This window comes from Eximiradius proteiniborus (genome assembly GCF_058546985.1).
Genome location: NZ_CM178592.1, coordinates 1,775,118 through 1,792,500 on the forward strand (window position 1 = coordinate 1,775,118; position 17,383 = coordinate 1,792,500).

Genomic DNA, 17,383 nt, shown 5'->3' on the forward strand with positions numbered 1-17,383 from the left:
AACTTTAATTAATAAATTATTATTTTATTTTCATTTTTTCAAATTTATTTCTTAAGAACACATCAATTTTTTAAAAAAAATTAATAAAAAAAGGGGGCACATTCTGCCCCCTGATTGCAAGAATATATTTCATTTTTTTACTTTATCCCGGTCATTTCCATACATTCAACAATGTTTTTATGCACAAAGTCTGATGATTTTTTAAGCATATCTTTTTCTTCGTCGTTCAGTTTGAGCTCAATGATTTTTTCCAATCCTTTTTTGCCAAGCACAACCGGAACGCCAACAACTGTGTCGGTAATTCCGTATTCGCCTTCGAGCAGAACCGAGCAAGGCAATACCCGCTTTTGATCTTTAACGATTGCTTCCACCATCTGCACTGTTGCCGATGCTGGTGCGTAATAAGCACTGCCTGTTTTCAGGTAGCCTACAATTTCGGCACCGCCAGACGCAGTTCGCTTAATTATAGCATCTAATTTTTCGTCGTCGAGCAAATCAGTTATCGGTATGCCCGAAACAGTTGTATATCGCTTCAATGGAACCATTGTGTCGCCGTGCCCGCCTAATACAAGCGCCTGAATATCCTGCATCGAAACTCCAAGCTCCATCGAAAGGAACGCACGATAGCGAGCTGTGTCCAATATCCCTGCCATTCCGATAACTTTGTGCTTTGGCAATCCGGTAACCTTCAATGCAAGATAAGTCATTACATCAAGCGGATTTGAAACGATTATGAAAATTGCGTCCGGCGATTTTTCGAATGCATTTTTGGCACAAGTACCGACAATTTCAGCATTTTTTGCAAGCAAATCTTCGCGGCTCATTCCGGGTTTGCGAGCAAGCCCGGCTGTGATTATCACAATGTCCGAATTTGCTGTTTCGTCGTAAGTATTAGTGCCGAAAATCTTGCTATCGCTCGATAGAATTGGCATTGACTGATACATATCGAGCCCCTTGCCCTGAGGAATTCCTTCGAGAACATCGACAAGATAAATCTCATTGGCAAGCTCCTGATTTGCAAGAAGTTGTGCAACAGTTGCGCCCACATTGCCCGCACCGATAACTGTAATTTTCATTTTTTCTCCAAAATTAATTTATGAACACTTATTTATGACACAAGTTTCAATAATTAATTGCATTATGCGAACTATTTATCGGTAAATTCCCGAACAATCGCTACACAAGTGAATTACTTATATTATAGAACTGGCATTCTTCGTGCTTGCAAGTGCGGTTACGCAGCGAGAAAGTGCATTTAGCTTCGGCATAAGGCAATTCTATTGCAAAATGTTCTTTCAAAAACTCAATTGCCGCTTGAATCGATAGATAAGTGTCGCGTTTGCAGCATCGTGGCGCCCCTGCTTCGGCAATTCTTTTCAGAGCAACCGCCGTTATTTGGTTCGAGAGCGACCATTCGTCTTCGTCCATAAGTTCGCGGTTCAGATATGTGCTCAGAAACACTCCAAGCCCAATTGCCGCACCGCAGGTATTTATATCGAACGAGCAGACGCGTGGCGTTTCTTCTTTGGCACGGCGTTCAATTGCGTTTAGCTTGGCGTTCAGGCTTTCTTCTGATTTATGGTAGTTATGCAGGCAAGTTGTAAGCACCGCCGGCACAATCATATGATGTTCTGCCCCGTGCATACGAATAACAGGCGAGTTCATTATCTCCACCGCAAGTTCAATCGGGCTGATCCCCTGATATTTCAGGCATCTGTCTATCACGAATTCTTCGGGAGTTTTTTCCATACAATCCGAACAAATACAGTGGGAATTGTCGCATACCACCGGAACAGCCTTCACCTGCCCGCAGAAATCGCAAATTCTGTCTTCCATTTTCTCTACTTTGTGCAAATCTTCCCCACATAGTATGCAAGTTGTGCGTTCTGAATGCTGATTTAATTCTATCATATTATGCTCTCAAGAATTTTTGAAATAATAGATTAAGAGTATTTAGCAGTAAAATTATTGTAATTTACTTAGTTGTAATTAATAATAAAATAATTTTTTGTTTGCAACGACTATATGAACGAAATGGAATATTGTTTTTAAAAAGAGGTTTTAAAATGAGAATTTATTTTGCAGGAAACAAAAAAGTTTATGCTGAATTCAACGGTTTCACAGTCCAAACAGACCAACCCGTCGAGGGTGGTGGCGACGGAACTGCACCTGCACCATATGATTTATTTCTTGCTTCGCTCGGCACTTGCGCCGGTATTTATGTAAAAGGATTTTGCGATAGTCGCGGACTTTCCGCCGATGGTATCGAAATCATTCAAGATATCGAATATGATTTTATCAATCGTAAAGTTGGCAAAATCACGCTCGATATACGAGTGCCTTCGAGCTTCCCGGATAAATATCTGCCAGCCTTGATAGCTGCTGCAAATCATTGTGCCGTCAAAAAAACTATTCAGGACCCACCAGAATTCGACGTCCGAACAACAGTTTTAGAGCAATAAGAGCAAGGGCGTTTTTCGAACGCCCTTTTTTCTTATCGCTTTTATATTAATTTCGTTCCAAATTCTCCAGAAGTATTTAAAAAAATGGCTACACAAGTTGTGTAGCCTGAATTTTTCTGTTCTGATTTTTCAGATTATCTTACTACGCTCATCTTTCGCATAATCGAGCTTCGTTCGTCGAACGAAATATTCAAGTAATACAGCCCAACAGGCAATTTCGATGTGTTGATTGTAATCACATCATACTGCGAAAGCAAATCAACAGTGTTTGCATAAACCTGCACGCCAGTAGAATTAATTATGCTAATCTTTACCTTACCTGATTTAGCGTTTCTAAACTCGATCGAAGCAAATTCATTCGCCGGATTAGGAAACACCTCGCTTACTTCGTCGTCGCTAACTGAATTGTCTCTGACTGAAACGTAACTTACTACAAACTGATAATTGCCTTGGGGTGCAACCATCGGCTTGGTTATCGACTTCCCGTTATTTGATTCTGCATAGATGTAGTAAACGACAGTATCGCCTTCGTTAAGTGCGGAATTTGGAATAAATCCGGTGAATTTATTGTTCTCGTCTTTCTGCAACGGAGCAGAATTCCAGTTTTCGTCGTAACTACGTTTCCAATAAACTTTTGCGTTCTTTATTCCGCTTCTGTTTGTAATTTCTGCGTCCACTCTGTAGCCGTCTTCGAACAAATCAGCCGCCGAAACCGGATAATGGAAAATGCGAAGCGGATTATCTGCAGGAATTTGCTTTGTTATGCAATGAATTGCCCCACCCGAACCATCGAAATAGCGAACATCAATCGGCACAATATTGTAGCCGGGATAAGCCTGTTTTAGTGCAGTCATTGCTTCTTCGAAATCCGACTTGCTGCCGCCAACTCCTTCAGTATAAAACACAGGCTGAATAATCGTTTTATTTACAAACAAATGGTTAGAATATGTTCGTGTGTAGCGTTCGTATTCTTTTGAACTTTTGTACCAGGTGCCGTCATCTTTTCGTGGAAGCGGAATATTACGGCTCAAATATTTTTTTCCGTTTCTCGAAGTAAGCTTAAGCAGAGTATCAATATTTTTCGAAGTTAGTTTCGAATCAAAGAAAGAAGAAAGTTCGGAAGGATATTTTGTGAAAACAAAAGTGTTTTCGTCGTAGAAATCTGCATATAAATCGATATGCCCCGTTCCGCCATCATATTGAAGCCTGTCGAGAATTTTTATTCGTTTCAGGTTCATAAGATAAGCCAAACTATCCCGCACCTGTGCAAGAGTAAGCACCGGCTTTTCCTCAACACTAAATCCGAGCGGACTTGATTCGTCCAAATACATACGCCCTTCGCCATCTGCATTTGCATCAACTATTGCATTTGTTGTAAATAATGTTCCGTCGCCATCAACCAAAATATTGCCACCTTCGAATTCAATTGTAGTTGAATAAACCGGAATACCAAGTTCTTTGCCAAGTCTGCCCGGTATTTCGTCGTCGAGAGGTCTGCCGCCATAGTATTCAAAATCTAAGAAAGCAACGCTATCCTGGTCGCCATAATAAAACCCGACTGGTCCGCAATCACGATACCAGAATGAATTACCCGGATTAACAAAAAATCTGTAATTATACAACGGCTTGCCAACCTTTGCTGTATATTCAAGAATGCCGGTGGTATCTTCTGCGTTCCAAACATTTATCCACACCTGAGCTTCTTTCTGAATTGCATCAGCAAGCGATGCATAAATAAAGGCATATTCGCTATCATCAAATACATCAGGAACATTTACCACATCAATAAGCTTATACTCCTGCTTTACATAATCATAATAAAGAGCCTTGCCATCGAAAAGCTGTTCGAGCGGATACTGAATTTGCATATCTTTGTCGAATGAATAATAGGGCCACCCAATCAAAATAGCCTGCACTTCCTCGAACTCTGCCGGGAAATACCGTTCTGCCGGCAATTCCAACTGAGCGATTTTTTGTGTGGTTATGTTTTCTTTGGCACGCCCGGACAACTGATTTTTCCGTACCAACGATTTAATATTTTCGTCCAATGCTTTATATTTTTTGTGAGAAGAGAAAAAATTACGAAAATCTTCTTTGTTCATATGTTTCAGGTGCTCTTTTATCTGCGATTTATCCACAGCAAAAGAGTTGCCTTGCATAAACAAAAATCCGATTAAAATTGCAATAAAAAATTTCTTCATAAAACACCAAAAATTTTACAAAATATTATTAATTAGTAATATATATACACTTAAACTAACCATTTCGTTACCAAATATTTTAAAGAAAAATAAATAACTTATCAAAAAACAGGCTCGCCCGTTTTTGGGCAAGCCCGTTTCGATTTATTTCGCAACACACAAATTAATTCAATCGGAACACTTCCTTCAGAAACAGCGCAACCGCTGCGTTATAGTAATCGCGGTTCGACTTCTTGCGGAAGCCGTGCCCTTCGTCTTTGGCAAGCAAATACCACACGTCCCCGCCATTCTGACGCACTTTCGCAACAATCTGCTCGGCTTCGGAAGTAGGCACCCGTGGGTCGTTCAATCCCTGAATCACAAATAATGGTTTTGATATTTTATGTGCATTATTAAGCGGCGAAATCTTTTCCAAAAATTGTCTCATTTCCGGGTTGCGTTCGTCTCCATATTCCACACGGCGAAGGTCGCGGCGATACTCACTTGTGTTTTCCAAAAACGTTACAAAATTTGATATACCAACAACATCAATCCCGGCTGCAAGACGTTCGTTGTAGTGAGTCATCATTGCAAGCACCATATAGCCACCATACGAACCACCGTAAACGCAAATGCGTTTAGCATCGAGTTCCGGCTGTTTTGCAATCCAATCGAGCAATGCTCCGCCGTCTTTCACTGAATTTTCACGCAAAAATCCGTTATCCAAATCGAGAAATGTTTTGCCGTAGCCTTCGCTTCCACGCACATTTGGTGCAATCACTGCAACTCCAAGTTCGTTAAGCAAAAACTGGAAGTACGAAGCAAAGCCCGGACGAAATTGCCCTTCTGGTCCGCCGTGGAAGTTTATCACAACCGGGAACGGTCCATTGCCCTTTGGCTTGTAGTAATACGCAGGAATCATCCGCGGTTTGCCAGCCACAGAATCAAATGTTGGATACTGAATTAGCACCGGTTCGATAAATTTTGATGTATTTAACCCACCAACTTCGCTAAATGTCCATTGTTCTGCCTTTTGATCTTTCAGGGAATAAACAAACACATCGCCCGGCGAAAACGACGAATTCATAGTAAATGCAAACTTTTTGCTGTCCGGCGAAAATGCAAATCCGCCGATTTCACCTTTTGGCAAATTCTTTGGCTCGGAATACTTAAATGTTTTGGTATTCATTATATATACTTTGCTCGAACCATTTGCATTCACAGAAAATGCAAGATTTGCCCCATCTTTCGAAATTGTTATGCCTTCCACATCCCAGTCAATCGCATCTGTTATCGGAGTGATTTTTTTAGTTTTCAAATCAACATAAAACAATTTCTTGAACTCACTTCCATAGTTTGAGAGAAAGAACACACCTTTGCCGTCTTTGGAAAATGCCGCATCGCCCATTGCAACTTTTTCGTTGTATTCAACTAATTTTTCGTATTTTTTTGTGCTCAAATCAAGCAAATATACCGAGCTTTCGTTTATCGAAATATAATTGTATATCAATGCCTGCTTGCCGTCGGACGAAAAATCGAGAAAGCTCCATTGCCCTTTTGCTTCGAAAACCATCTGAGATTTCCCGGATTTAAATTCGTAAATGTAAATATCAAAGTCACGGTTGTTACGTTCGTTCGATGTATAAGCAAATTTTTCTCCATCAGGCGACCATTGATAGCTGCCGTAACGGGATTTGCCATTGCTTAGCATACGGACGTTCCCGTTTTCCTCGTCAAAATAGTATATCTGATATTGCTCGTTGCCACCAATATCTTTGCTAAATAGAAAGCCGCGTTCTTTCGATGGGCGTACTGCAATCCCTGCAATTGGCTCTTTGTAGAACGTAAGTTGGCGGCGAGCTCCGCCGGGTTGCCCTACAAAGTGCACCTGTGCAGTTTCCGAAAAGCGAGTGAGAATATAAACACCCTTGCTGTCGTTTGCCCAGCCAGCAAATCCAGCTGAACGCACATTTTGGTATTGCTCTAACCGCTCCTGCAAACTTGCAGGAATTTCGGGAATATTCTCTATCACCAGATTGCCAATTTCCTTGCGGTTCACTTCGGCAGAAGTAAATGCCGTAGCCACCAGCAACAAAATCATTGATATAAGACTTAATCTTTTCATCAATTCCTCCAAATATTATTAAAACTACGATTATCCAAATAATAGCAATATAAACAATTTTTTATCGTTTTTAAATATTTAATTATGGTGAATAATGGCGGTTGTCCCGGTATATAATTGCTTCCATCCTGTGATGAAACAAAAAACGCAGGATGTAACAGATTTCAACGACGAAATAAAAAAAATTGCAGATAATCTGATCGATACTATGATCAACACCGGCAATGGTGTTGGGCTTGCTGCAAACCAGATCGGCGAAACAAAATCTATTTTCGTCATTGATACCAATTTAAACAAAGAAGAGAAACCTAATCCAATTGTTGTAATTAATCCTAAAATAATCGCTTTCTCGGACGAAACCGATGTTCTAACAGAAGGTTGCCTTAGCGTTCCAGACCTTTGGGAAGATGTAGAACGCCCTCTCGAAATCGAAGTTCAGTATAATGACGTGAATATGAAAGAATATCGGACTACTTTCAGTGGATTTCTTGCCCGTGTGTTTCAGCACGAATTCGACCACCTGCAAGGTATCCTGTTTTTCGAACGAATTGCTCCGCTTCGCCGCGTGCTCATCAAAAACAAGTTGAAGAAAATTGAAAAAGGGCAAATCCTTCCGGACTACCCGATGGTGCTCCCAAACGGTCAGGTCGTTGATAAATAGGCAATTATTGTTTGCTCTGCTGATAAAACTCATCAACAAATTTTTCAAAAAAAAGAGGCTGTCGAACAATTCACGACAGCCTCTTTTAGATTAATTTATATTTCAATTAAGAGCAACCGCTTGTCGAGCCACAATCTTCGCAAACAGTGCAGCTGCCGTTTCGCTTCACCTTCATTGAACCGCAATTGACGCAATATTCGCCGGTATAGCCCATAGAACGTGCTTCGGCAGAAGTTTTCAATGCGTTTGCTGTTGCCGTCCCGTTTGCTTTCGGATTTGCGATAGCCTCCTCGGGAACAAGTTCACCATCTTCGCTTATCTTAATATTGCTGATTGGCTCGTCGTAGGAAGCTGAATCGTTTGCCTCGCCTGAATTATCTTGGTTCTCTTCACGGTTCGGCTCGTCGGTCTTGTGTCCGTTCCCGTTCTTTCCGTTGCCGTTGCCGGGCACTTCATCTACTGCCTTAACGTGAACAAAGTCTGTGCGATTGAGGTAATCATAACCCAGCGACCGGAAAACAAAATCCAGAACCGAAGTAGCAAATTTTATCGCTTCGTGCCCTTCCACCGGACCCGATGGATCGAAACGAGTGAAAGTGAATGTATCTACAAGATCTTCGAGCGGAACGCCATATTGCAAGGCTTTCGATGTAAGAATAGCAAAGCTGTTCATCAATGCACGGAACGAAGCACCTTCTTTGTACATATCGATAAAGATTTCGCCAAGCGAACCGTCTTCGTATTCTCCGGTGCGCAGGAACACTTTGTGTCCACCAATAAGAGCCTCGCGAATATGACCGCGACGCTTTTTCGGTAGTTTATGGCGAACCAGCTTGTAATGAATTCTATCGGCAATTATCTCCTGCACTTCGCGAGGTCCTTTGGTTTCGTCCAATGTGTTTTCGTCGCCAAGAGTAACCACTTCGTCGATGTTGGCAAAATTAGCTGAATTGAGCGGCTGCGAAAGTTTCGAACCGTCGCGGTACAGAGCTATTGCTTTCAGCATATATTTCCAAGAAGTCAGGTAAATATCGCCAATATCGGCAACAGTTGAATTGGACGGCAAATTCACAGTCTTCGAAATAGCTCCCGATATAAACGGCTGAGCAGCTGCCATAATCCTTATATGTGCCATCGGACTAATGAAGCGTTGCCCGCGCTTGCCACATTTGTTTGCCGTATCGAATATTGGCAAATCTTCTTCCTTCAGATGTGGAGCACCTTCTATCATCATTGTTCCACATACATAATCGTTTGCCTGTTCGATTTCTTCTTCTTTGTAACCCAATCGCCTGAGCAAATCAAAGTTCGGAGCGTCGAGTTCCTCTTGCGAAATTCCAAGTTTCAGCAAGAAATCTTCGCCAAGCGTCCATTTATTGAATGCAAAACGAATATCGAATACGTTCGATAACTCTTTTTCTATTATATCAATTTTTTCCTGCGTAAATCCTTTTGCCTTGAGAGATTGCTTGTTAATATGCGGGCAACCGGAAAGTGTGCCGTGACCGATTGTGTATTTTTCGATTTCGTCAATTTGCTTTTTGCTGTATCCAAGCTTGGTGAGAGCCTTTCTGATAGATTGATTGATGATTTTGAAGTAGCCACCGCCAGCAAGTTTCTTGTATTTGACAACTGCGAAATCGGGTTCAATGCCGGTAGTGTCGCAATCCATCAGCAACCCGATTGTGCCGGTCGGAGCAATTACTGAAACCTGAGCATTGCGATAGCCGTGATTTTCGCCTCTTTGCAAAGCAATATCCCACACTTCGCGAGCTGTATTCAGCAAATATTCAGGGCAATAGCGAGGATTTATTCCCATCGGTTTTATAGTTAGATTTTCATATTCTGCCGACATTGCATTATATGCGGCACGGCGATGATTGCGTATCACGCGTAGCATATCTTCGCGGTTAGCTTCGAATGCAGGAAACGCACCAAGCTCGCCAGCCATTTCGGCTGATGTTGCATAAGCCTCGCCGGTCATAATAGCAGAAATTGCACCGGTCCAGGCAAGTGCTTCCGGCGAATCGTATGGTATGCCGTGCACCATCAGCAACGCACCAAGATTTGCATATCCCAAGCCCAATGTGCGAAAATCGTAGCTCAGTTTAGCAATCCGACGTGATGGAAATTGTGCCATAAGAACAGATATTTCCAGAACAACCGTCCAGATTCTTACCGCGTGCCTGAATTCATCAACTTTGAAAATATGTTCGTTCTCATCATAAAATTTAAGTAAGTTCAAACTTGCAAGATTGCAGGCTGTATCATCCAAAAACATATATTCACTGCAAGGGTTCGAAGCATTAATTCTTCCAGAGGCGGGGCAAGTGTGCCATTCATTAATTGTTGTGTCGAATTGCAAGCCCGGATCGGCAGATTTCCAAGCCGCCAAATTAATTCTATTCCATAAATCGCGTGCGCGAATTGTTTTTTTCACTGTTTTTGTGGTTCGCCATTTGAGTTCCCACATTTCATCATTTTCTACTGCCCGCATAAACTCGTTTGTAACGCGAACGCTATTGTTGGAGTTTTGTCCGCTAACCGTAATATAGGCTTCGCCTTCGTAGTGAGTGTCCATCACAGGAAATTCGAGCGAGGTAAAACCTTGATCGACAAGTTCCAGAACACGGTTAATATGATTGAGTGGAATTCCGCGGTTTACTGCTTTCTGAACAAGCACACGCAAAGCCTTGTTCTTGTTAATATCTGTGCCATTATGAACAGCCTCTTCCAAAATTGCATTCAGAAACACATTGGCTATACGCGAGCCAGCCACAAGAGCCGCAACTTTTTCTTCCTCGCGGGCTTTCCAATCAATAAATTCTTCTATATCCGGGTGGTCAATATCTACAATCACCATTTTAGCTGCGCGCCGTGTAGTGCCCCCTGATTTGATTGCCCCGGCTGCACGGTCGAATATTTTCAGAAAACTCATAAGTCCCGAGGAATAACCACCGCCGGATAGTTGCTCGCGTTCTCCGCGAAGCGAAGAAAAATTAGTGCCAGTGCCGCTACCAAATTTGAAAATTCTTGCTTCACGCATAGCAAGGTCGAATATTCCACCTTCGTTTAGCAAATCGTCTTCAACTGATTGGATAAAGCAAGCGTGCGGCTGCGGACGGGTGTAGGCATCCTGCGACTTTGTGATTTCTCCTGTGTCGGGGTCCACATAATAGTGTCCCTGAGGTGTTCCCTTTATCCCATAGGCATAAGCAAGCCCGGTGTTGAACCATTGCGGAGAGTTCGGAGCACACATTTGATTGAGCAACATATAAACTAATTCGTCGTAAAAAATATTTGCATCTTCGGGAGAATCGAAATATTTATACTGCTCGCCCCAGTGCTTCCAGGTTGCCGCCAAACGATGCACCACTTGCTTGACAGAGTTTTCGCTGCCAAGCACCTGATTGCCGTGTTCGTCTAAAATTGGACTTCCATCGCTGTTGTATTGTGGAACTCCGGTTTTCCGGAAATATTTTTGAGCTAATATGTCTGTTGCAAGTTGAGACCAATGAGTAGGAACCTCAACATTATCCATTTCGAAAACCACCGAACCGTCTGGATTGCGTAGGATGGACTTTCGAAGCGTATAGTTGAACATCTCGTAGGGATTTACTCCCCCACGAGTAAAAATTCGTGTAAACTTCATTGTAAAACCAAAAATTATATAAACAAATCTATATTACTTTGTATAAAATTCTACGCTAACTACGCATTTAATTGTCTTCTCTATCGATTTCGTATCAAAAATGCCCCAGTCGGACACTTCCATTGAATGTTTGCCGGTAACCTGAAAAATTCCTTGTGTTGCAGATTTAAGTCCAGAAACTTTTGTCTCGGCAACTTTTGCAAGTTCCTCGGCACGGCGAAATGCATCTTTTGTAGCAAGACCTAATAGTGCAATTTTCTCATTTTCCAATCCGTTATAGTAATAATCCGGTGGCTGGGAAATCAGTTCTACTCCGGCGCTTAATATTTCAGAAGCTTCCTGAGAAATACGGGATATTCTTTGCACATCTTTCGATTCAATCCGGAACTTTTGAATTAGCAGGTAGCCTGTTTTGCGGGCAACATTATCTTCATATCCCTGCTTTTCGTATGTAACAGTATTTTCTAAGCTCACAAGTGTTATTTCGTCTTTTGGAATGCCCTTCGAAAGCAAAAAATTGTAAAATCTGTCGGCATCTTGCTTGATTTTCGAATATGCTTCGCTCAAACTTGCCGACCATACTTGCACTTGCGGCTCCCACACGGCGATATTTGATACAATGTTTTTCTCTGCCAGCCCTTTCACAGATATTGAATTGTAGTTCCTCGATTTTATTGCCTGCGACAGGATAAACGATGAAACAATTATACCAATAGCAAGTGCAACTCCCAACAGCAAATAGCCTTGGTGCTGATTTTTTTGCTCGGACATTTTATCACCAAAATATTGTTAATGACTTAATTTAGTATTCTAAATCTAATTTTTTCTTTTCTAATAATCAAAAATTATAATTGAAAGTTTTCAACACCTTTCTTCTCAACTTCCTCCAATATTAGGTTCTTCAAGTCAAATAGAGCATCTTGCACTTTCTTCTGTTCAAACACACTATCTGCAAAATTTAATTCTTCATCCTGTGTTTCCAGCAAAAATTCTTTGATTTTTAAAAAATCCTGTAAGTTTTTCAAAATTAATGATATTTGTTTAGAAAAAGCGTCAATATCAATTTCGTTACTTCCGCTAACTACATCGGATAAATTCTTACTCATTAATTTTATAGCATCGGCAAAAATCCAGGAAAAATTTTTCAGCTCATTCGATAATTTTTTATTTAGCTCTGCGATTGTGATTTCTTCATCAGAAAAATCTTTTTTAAGAGCAAAATAATCAAACAAACGCGCTCGTTTCTCCCAATCCCATTTTTCGTAGTAACGGCATATCTCTTGAAATTGTTTTTCGTCCGAAGCAAGCAGTTCGATTTTTCGAGGTCTGGGCAATGTCAGATATTTCTGAAACTGCTCGAACGCTCTTTTAGTTTCACCTTTTAATTTTTCAATATCCATAATATCACCTATTTATGTTTTTCACATTCACATAAATAGATGATTATCTCGTTCAATCAAAATAATTCAGTTTAAAACTGAGCTTACATAGCGAAGGCAATACCGGTGAGCGTTTGGTTTGTGTGCATACCCATAAATTGTTCGCCGTAGGTGTTAAATCCAACCACATTTTGCAGTTTGAATGTATTATTAACCTGATCGAACAATCCATCCTGTTCGGTTAGGTAGCGACGGTGAACGCAGTCAAAAGCAATGAAAAAGTAATTTTCGCCAAGCTCTTTTTTCAAATATTCAAACAAATTATTGTAGTCCTGCACAATATCCGTTGGTTCGGCAACTCTCAGAACAAGCCCGACATCAATAGCGCTTAATACTGAAAGGCTGTAGTCGGGGTTCATTTTTTCGAATGAACGAACATAAAGATTATTTCCAATTTGCAAGACCATAGGATGCTTGGCGAATGTATAAGCATTCAAATCTTCGACAGGAATATTAAGAATACTTGCATATTCAACAGCAGCTCGTTCGCCGTTAATTTCATATACAATTCTTTTGCGGGGACTTGCATCTGTGATAACTATTTTATCGCTCATCGGCTTGAAAAACTGAGTTTTAAAAACGCGGAAAGGAGTTTCGCAACGAAGCACTACAAACGAAGCTGCATTAGATCTAAGTTCATTATCGTTATAAACATTCGTTTGAACAAAATGCAAATCGTCTCCGGCAGAGCCTCCAACGATTTTTATTGGCATAAACACTTTGTAAAGCAAAGCAATAATTTTATCTTCGAGCATAGATTTGCCGTCGATCAGCAATATTCCGACGTACTTATCAGCATCGTTTATATTAAAATTGAACTCGTTTTCGAAATCGCGACGAATATCAAATGCATCGTTAATATTAAATTTGATTAAATCATTTATTTCATATTTTTTAAATTTGGCAATCTTGCTACTAATGGAAGCGGCAACAGTAGTGTATTTAGTAATTCCGCGTGGCGAAATTTCACCAGCAGTGGAGCAAGCCATAACGTTCTGCCCGAGCGATTTAGCCAAGGCGTTCTGCATACGTGATTTGTTGTAGTTCGAACTGAAAAACGCAAATTTCAGAGCATCGTCGGAAACGTCTATCGACGAGGCAATTTCATTAATTGCATCATCAGAAATCAGTTCTTTAGAGAAGGATATTTTAATATCTTGCGACATAATTTTTATCATTTTATTAGTATAGAACACGAAATACTATAAATTTTGTTTTAGAATATAAAAATAAGTAAAAAAAAACCCGCAACCTGATTGATTGCGGGTTTTCATTACGATTGAGCTTGGCGACAACCTACTTTCCCACCGTAGCAGTATCATCGGCGCGTTAGGGCTTAACTTCTCTGTTCGGAATGGGAAGAGGTGTTTCCCCTACGCTATGGTCACCAAGCGAAAAGAGCTATTGTGTAAGAGGAGAGAGCAATTGGAGTGCAAGTATAACAACACACGAGAGAGGTAAGTCGACGGACTATTAGTACTTCTTGGCTGAACGTATTACTACGCTTACACCTGAAGCCTATCAACCAGGTCGTCTACCTGGGTCCTTAAGAGATACCTAATCTTGGGGTAGGTTTCGTGCTTGAGATGCTTTCAGCACTTATCCTTTCCGGACATGGCTACTCTGCTGTGCCATTGGCATGACAACAGATGCACCGTCGGTCCGGGCGCTCCGGTCCTCTCGTACTAAGAGCGGGTCCCCTCAAGTATCTTGCGCCCACACTGGATAGGGACCGAACTGTCTCACGACGTTCTGAACCCAGCTCACGTACCGCTTTAATTGGCGAACAGCCAAACCCTTGGGACCTTCTCCAGCCCCAGGATGCGATGAGCCGACATCGAGGTGCCAAACCTTGCCGTCGATGTGAACTCTTGGGCAAGATCAGCCTGTTATCCCCAGCGTACCTTTTATCCTTTGAGCGACGGCCCTTCCACACAGAACCGCCGGATCACTAAGACCTGCTTTCGCAACTGCTCGACCTGTCGGTCTCACAGTAAAGCCACCTTATGCCTTTGCACTCTACGCACGATTACCGACCGTGCTGAGGTGACCTTTGTAAGCCTCCGTTACTTTTTGGGAGGCGACCGCCCCAGTCAAACTGCCCACCTACCACTGTCCCTGCAGATCCACTCTGCCAGGTTAGAATCCAACTGCATCAAGGGTGGTATTTCACCGGTGACTCCACGAAGCCCACAAGCTCCGCTTCACAGTCTCCCACCTATCCTACGCATGATGCAATCAGACCCAATAATAAGTTGCAGTAAAGGTGCATGGGGTCTTTCCGTCCCAGTGCGGGTAACCGGCGTCTTCACCGGTACCACAAGTTCACCGAGCTCGCTGTTGAGACAGTGCCCAGATCGTTACACCATTCGTGCAGGTCGGAACTTACCCGACAAGGAATTTCGCTACCTTAGGACCGTTATAGTTACGGCCGCCGTTTACTGGGGCTTCAGTTCGGAGCTTCGCCTTGCGGCTGACCCCTCCCTTTAACCTTCCAGCACCGGGCAGGTGTCACTCCCTATACTTCCTCTTCACGAGTTAGCAGAGAGATGTGTTTTTGTTAAACAGTCGCCTGGGCCATTTCTCTGCGGCCACGTTGCCGTGGCACCCCTTATCCCGAAGTTACGGGGTCAATTTGCCGAGTTCCTTAACAGCGACTCACTCGCGCGCCTGAGTATACTCAACCTGTCTACCTGTGTCGGTTTCCGGTACGGTCACCTAAACTATACACACAGCTTTTCTCGGCAGTGTGCTACAGCTATAAGAGATAGCCATTAACTCTCATAGCCTGTGCTCCTGCGTCCCTGTGTTTAAAGTTTTCGGTGGTTCAGGAATATTATTAGTTGCCTGATTCCCATCGACTACACCTTTCGGTCTCGCCTTAGGGGCCGACTAACCCTGAGATGACGAACAGAGCTCAAGGAAACCTTAGACTTTCGGCGCGGAAGATTCTCACTTCCGTTATCGTTACTTATACCAACATTTGCTCTTCTGTATGCTCCAGCACACCTCACGATGCACCTTCGACGCGCTACAGAATGCTCCCCTACCGATGCATTGCAGCATCCTATGACTTCGGTGAAATGCTTAGTCCCGAGTATTGTCGGCGCTCAGTCGCTCGACCAGTGAGCTATTACGCACTCTTTAAATGAATGGCTGCTTCTAAGCCAACATCCTGGCTGTCTATGCAACTGAACCTCCTTTATCTATTAGCATTTACTTGGGGACCTTAGTCGATAGTCTGGGTTGTTCCCCTCTCGGCAATGAAGCTTATCCCCCACTGCCTCACTCCTGCGCACCATGTCTCAGGCATTTGTAGTTTATCAGGGGTCGGTACCGTGGTAACGGCCCTAGCCCTATCAGAGCCCTACCTCCTGGACACTAACGCAAGGCTGTACCTAAATACATTTCGGGGAGTACGAGCTATAACCGAGTTTGATTGGCCTTTCACCCCTATTCACAGCTCATCCGAGCGGTTTTCAACCCACACCGGTTCGGACCTCCACGTGGTGTTACCCACGCTTCATCCTGGCCATGAATAGATCACCCGGTTTCGCGTCTGCCGCTACGTACTCAGTCGCCCTATTCAGACTCGCTTTCGCTACGGCTCCGTGTCTAAGGAGACACTTAGCCTTGCACGTAACGAGCAACTCGTTGGTTCATTAAGCAAAAGGCACGCGGTCACTCCTCGTCTTGCGACGATTTGCTCCCACCGTTTGTAAGCACACGGTTTCAGGTTCTATTTCACTCCCTTCTGAAGGGTTCTTTTCACCTTTCCCTCACGGTACTGGTTCACTATCGGTCACCAAGTAGTATTTAGCCTTACCCGGTGGTCCGGGCAGATTCCCACAGAATTCCACTTGCTCCGTGGTACTCAGGATACCTCTCGCTTCTTTCGACGTTTCGCTTACAGGGCTATCACCTTCTACGGCCTGACTTTCCAGACAGTTCAACTACATCTACGGATAGCTTTGTTGAGGTCCTACAACCCCAGTCTGCATGCAGACTGGTTTAGGCTGTTCCCGTTTCGCTCGCCGCTACTAAGGGAATCGCATTCGCTTTCTTTTCCTACGGGTACTTAGATGTTTCAATTCCCCGCGTTCGCCTCCCTTGCGGGATGACGGGGCATTACCCCCGCCGGGTTTCCCCATTCGGACACCTCCGGATCATAGCATGCTTCCTGCTCCCCGAAGAATTTCGCTGGTAGCCGCGTCCTTCATCGCCTCTTGGTGCCAAGGCATCCACCGTGTGCTCTTAGTAACTTACCGCCTCATGTGTTGTTATACTCACACTCGCTTTGCCTCGTTGCGCTTCTCTCCTCTTATACAATAGTTCTTCCTATTGTATCAACCGTATTTTCAAAGATCTAGAAAATTTATTTATTTTCTTTTTATCAAAATTTCGTCGTCACCAACCACAAACTGTATGGTTTCTTTCGAATTCTTTCTATCATCTAATATTAAGAGATAATTTTTTCCGTATGAAAGCACTTTATCAAAACTCAAATACAAATTAGTTAAATTTTCTTCGCTATAAATCACCGCACCGCTTTGCACATCAATTACTTCCACTTTAATTGGCTTATTACCAATCACCATCAACCCATTATCACTTATCGAAACAGCAGCTAATTTTTCGTTTATTTTTCCACCCTCAGGCAAACTTCCTTTCCACGGCAACTCACCAACTTCATCATTTGACCCAATAACCGTACCATCTTCTCCCACAAAAGCCCATGGCGGATCGACATATGCTACACCATTTTCTATCCTTATTCCTCCAGCAGACATCAACGTTCCCTTTATCCATTTTCCATCTACATAGCAATATCCACCCTTGATTACCGATGGCGCTGCCTGCGTCG

11 protein-coding genes and 2 rRNA genes (1 of these 13 running past the window's edge) are annotated in these 17,383 nt (G+C 42.7%); 2 read left to right on the plus strand and 11 right to left on the minus strand.

Annotated features, from left to right (window positions below):
• Positions 1-137: 137 nt before the first annotated feature.
• On the minus strand, positions 138-1,076 hold the full coding sequence (mdh, locus tag ACY2LT_RS07370) for a malate dehydrogenase (RefSeq protein WP_491814865.1): 939 nt from the start codon (positions 1,074-1,076) through the stop codon (positions 138-140).
• Between the two features lie 100 nt (positions 1,077-1,176).
• A complete protein-coding gene (locus tag ACY2LT_RS07375; protein WP_491814866.1) occupies positions 1,177-1,911 on the minus strand; it encodes a DUF5714 domain-containing protein in 735 nt (244 codons plus the stop codon).
• 155 nt (positions 1,912-2,066) lie between these two features.
• On the opposite strand from ACY2LT_RS07375, the gene ACY2LT_RS07380 reads away from it, so the two are divergent.
• The gene (locus tag ACY2LT_RS07380) at positions 2,067-2,462 is read left to right on the plus strand and encodes an OsmC family protein (protein ID WP_491814867.1); all 396 of its coding nucleotides are present in this window, start codon (positions 2,067-2,069) and stop codon (positions 2,460-2,462) included.
• A 134-nt stretch (positions 2,463-2,596) separates the two neighbouring features.
• Here the strand turns inward: ACY2LT_RS07380 and ACY2LT_RS07385 are convergent, their stop codons facing one another.
• Together ACY2LT_RS07385 and ACY2LT_RS07390 are read right to left on the minus strand one after the other, a co-directional pair.
• On the minus strand, positions 2,597-4,663 hold the full coding sequence (locus ACY2LT_RS07385; protein ID WP_491814868.1) for an agmatine deiminase family protein: 2,067 nt from the start codon (positions 4,661-4,663) through the stop codon (positions 2,597-2,599).
• Positions 4,664-4,826: 163 nt separating this feature from the next.
• Entirely contained in the window at positions 4,827-6,767 is a 1,941-nt protein-coding gene (locus ACY2LT_RS07390; protein ID WP_491814870.1) for a S9 family peptidase, read from the minus strand.
• 94 nt (positions 6,768-6,861) lie between these two features.
• On the opposite strand from ACY2LT_RS07390, the gene def reads away from it, so the two are divergent.
• Positions 6,862-7,428, plus strand: a complete 567-nt coding sequence (gene def, locus ACY2LT_RS07395; protein WP_491814871.1) for a peptide deformylase — start codon at positions 6,862-6,864, stop codon at positions 7,426-7,428.
• A gap of 106 nt (positions 7,429-7,534) precedes the next feature.
• Here def and ACY2LT_RS07400 read toward each other — a convergent pair whose 3' ends face one another.
• From ACY2LT_RS07400 to ACY2LT_RS07430, 7 genes are all read right to left on the minus strand, one after another.
• Positions 7,535-11,080: a vitamin B12-dependent ribonucleotide reductase gene (locus ACY2LT_RS07400; protein ID WP_491814872.1), complete on the minus strand. Its 3,546-nt coding sequence runs from the start codon at positions 11,078-11,080 to the stop codon at positions 7,535-7,537.
• A 33-nt stretch (positions 11,081-11,113) separates the two neighbouring features.
• Positions 11,114-11,851, minus strand: coding sequence for an SIMPL domain-containing protein (locus tag ACY2LT_RS07405; RefSeq protein WP_491814874.1), 738 nt, complete (start codon positions 11,849-11,851; stop codon positions 11,114-11,116).
• Between the two features lie 74 nt (positions 11,852-11,925).
• On the minus strand, positions 11,926-12,480 hold the full coding sequence (locus ACY2LT_RS07410; RefSeq protein WP_491814875.1) for a hypothetical protein: 555 nt from the start codon (positions 12,478-12,480) through the stop codon (positions 11,926-11,928).
• Between the two features lie 83 nt (positions 12,481-12,563).
• Complete coding sequence (locus ACY2LT_RS07415; RefSeq protein WP_491814876.1) at positions 12,564-13,685, minus strand: FIST N-terminal domain-containing protein; 1,122 nt, start codon at positions 13,683-13,685, stop codon at positions 12,564-12,566.
• A gap of 117 nt (positions 13,686-13,802) precedes the next feature.
• Positions 13,803-13,911, minus strand: a 5S ribosomal RNA gene (gene rrf, locus ACY2LT_RS07420).
• Positions 13,912-13,972: 61 nt separating this feature from the next.
• Positions 13,973-16,787, minus strand: a 23S ribosomal RNA gene (locus ACY2LT_RS07425).
• 111 nt (positions 16,788-16,898) lie between these two features.
• On the minus strand, positions 16,899-17,383 hold the 3' portion of the coding sequence (locus ACY2LT_RS07430; protein ID WP_491814878.1) for a hypothetical protein. 46 nt of this gene lie beyond the right edge of the window; the window shows 485 of its 531 coding nt (coding positions 47-531); its start codon lies beyond the right edge, outside the window; its stop codon occupies positions 16,899-16,901.

Bases quoted from the DNA above. Each gene is read 5' to 3' on its own strand.
- ACY2LT_RS07375 (WP_491814866.1), bottom strand. From the start codon at position 1,911: ATGATAGAATTAAATCAGCATTCAGAACGCACAACTTGCATACTATGT.
- ACY2LT_RS07400 (WP_491814872.1), bottom strand. From the start codon at position 11,080: ATGAAGTTTACACGAATTTTTACTCGTGGGGGAGTAAATCCCTACGAG.
- ACY2LT_RS07380 (WP_491814867.1), top strand. From the start codon at position 2,067: ATGAGAATTTATTTTGCAGGAAACAAAAAAGTTTATGCTGAATTCAAC.
- ACY2LT_RS07405 (WP_491814874.1), bottom strand. From the start codon at position 11,851: ATGTCCGAGCAAAAAAATCAGCACCAAGGCTATTTGCTGTTGGGAGTT.
- ACY2LT_RS07415 (WP_491814876.1), bottom strand. From the start codon at position 13,685: ATGTCGCAAGATATTAAAATATCCTTCTCTAAAGAACTGATTTCTGAT.
- ACY2LT_RS07390 (WP_491814870.1), bottom strand. From the start codon at position 6,767: ATGAAAAGATTAAGTCTTATATCAATGATTTTGTTGCTGGTGGCTACG.
- ACY2LT_RS07410 (WP_491814875.1), bottom strand. From the start codon at position 12,480: ATGGATATTGAAAAATTAAAAGGTGAAACTAAAAGAGCGTTCGAGCAG.
- def (WP_491814871.1), top strand. From the start codon at position 6,862: ATGGCGGTTGTCCCGGTATATAATTGCTTCCATCCTGTGATGAAACAA.
- ACY2LT_RS07385 (WP_491814868.1), bottom strand. From the start codon at position 4,663: ATGAAGAAATTTTTTATTGCAATTTTAATCGGATTTTTGTTTATGCAA.
- mdh (WP_491814865.1), bottom strand. From the start codon at position 1,076: ATGAAAATTACAGTTATCGGTGCGGGCAATGTGGGCGCAACTGTTGCA.